3 protein-coding genes are annotated in these 1,605 nt (G+C 42.1%); all 3 read right to left on the bottom strand.

Translation table 11 applies throughout. From position 1 onward, the window contains the following. Positions 1–368 (bottom strand): FKBP-type peptidyl-prolyl cis-trans isomerase N-terminal domain-containing protein (locus A3761_RS20630; protein WP_304439633.1); only part of this gene is annotated, 368 nt, incomplete at its 3' end. Positions 369–494: 126 nt separating this feature from the next. Further along, the gene (folM, locus tag A3761_RS20625; RefSeq protein ID WP_068514591.1) at positions 495–1,211 is read right to left on the bottom strand and encodes a dihydromonapterin reductase; all 717 of its coding nucleotides are present in this window, start codon (positions 1,209–1,211) and stop codon (positions 495–497) included. 6 nt (positions 1,212–1,217) lie between these two features. After that, complete coding sequence (folX, locus tag A3761_RS20620) at positions 1,218–1,586, bottom strand: dihydroneopterin triphosphate 2'-epimerase (RefSeq protein WP_068514588.1); 369 nt, start codon at positions 1,584–1,586, stop codon at positions 1,218–1,220. Positions 1,587–1,605 lie beyond the last annotated feature (19 nt).

The raw sequence follows: 1,605 nt of genomic DNA, 5'->3' as shown, positions 1-1,605 counted from the left end.
CTTACAACACTTTCAGCTGTTGGTATATCACCTTCACCGGCAGTGATTACTTCGTACTGAAGACCGGACTCTAGAACCGTCACTTCATCACGCTTAGCATTCTCTGCCAAGAAAGCTTCACCTTCACCCGCAAACTTCTTAGCTTGCTCTTGCTTCTCTGCTTCAACCTGAGTCTGAATCACTTGAAACGCCGCATTAATTTCTTCGCCAGGAATCTGTGGCCCCTTGCCAGAAAATGCGTCATTGATGCCAGCAATAGCAGCTTCTAATGACAGTCCGTTAAAGACGTTAGCTAATTGTTGGCCCATTTGAAGACCAACACCATATGATGCTTTCGCCTCATTTGTGGATAAATCTAAATCCGACATAGTGATTCCTGTAAATTCGTAAGATTAATAAGTTTTGATCAAAACAATGTTTGATTGCACAAAGATATAAGGACGTTTTTATCTAATAAAAGGGGGCAATTGAATTATTTTTGAACAGGCCACGCTTTATTTTAAATGCCGCCCACCATCGAGTTCTATACTTCGGCCTGTCATGTACTCACTTTGCAGCAAGTAGTGAATTGCGCGTAGGATTTCTTGAACGCCCCCTTCCCTCGCCATAACAGATTTGCTAAGCGCCTTTTCTTTATAGGCTTGTGTATCTTGCGCATTAAATATAATTAGCGCCGGCGCGATTGAATTAACAGTCACCTCTGGTGCTAGTTTTGCAGCATAAGACAAGACGAGATTCTCGGCAGCAGCCTTACTTGCCGCGTAAGCAATATGTTTTTTACTTCCGGTAGCTGCAACATAGTCGGTAATATGAATGATATCGGCAATGCCATCCGGGTAGGCCCTGAGCAAGGGCTCAAGTGCCAGATTCAAGTGATAAGGAATATTGACATGCACATTCATCATTTGTTGGATAGTGCTTAAATCATCTTCCCGATTTTTGCTATCGGGCAACCAATCAGAGGCATTATGGATAATTGCTCTTAACGATGTATGTTTTGCACTTACTGCATCAATCAACTGACTCACCTGCTCAGGGTATTGAAAGTCACACTGATATAACTCAGCTCCCATATCCTTCAGCTTCACCAATTCCGGGTAGCTAGTTCGATAGGTACCGATCACATGATACCCTTTGGCCAAACAATCAAGCGCCAGCGCCAAGCCAATGCGCCTGCCTACACCAGTGATCAAAACAGGTGACTTACTCATAAAACACTACTCCGGCTTCCTATATTCGAGACTGAGAGAAACTGAATCAGCAAAACGTAGCGCGTGAGGTTTATCAATTCGTACTTTCGCATAGCTCACCCAAGAGTGCTCACTGCAAAGACCCAACACGTCTGACACCAGTTTTTCCAATAATAGAAAGCGACCATCCTCAACATGCTTAATAATGCTTTTTGCAATGTGTTTATAGTTCAAGGCATCTTCAACACTATCTTCCAGGCACAGTTTATTTGCAGGATAATGTACTTCCACATTAATAATAATATCTTGTTGCTTTTCCTGTTCCTCAGGATTGAACCCAATATAAGTTCGAAGTCGCAAATTTGTAATATTGATAATCGCGTTATTAACAACCATTAAAAACAGCCTTATATTT

It is taken from the genome of Oleiphilus sp. HI0123 (assembly GCF_001635315.1).
This window is presented reverse-complemented; position numbering and strand designations above follow the sequence as displayed.

Bases quoted from the DNA above. Each gene is read 5' to 3' on its own strand.
- folM (WP_068514591.1), bottom strand. From the start codon at position 1,211: ATGAGTAAGTCACCTGTTTTGATCACTGGTGTAGGCAGGCGCATTGGC.
- folX (WP_068514588.1), bottom strand. From the start codon at position 1,586: ATGGTTGTTAATAACGCGATTATCAATATTACAAATTTGCGACTTCGA.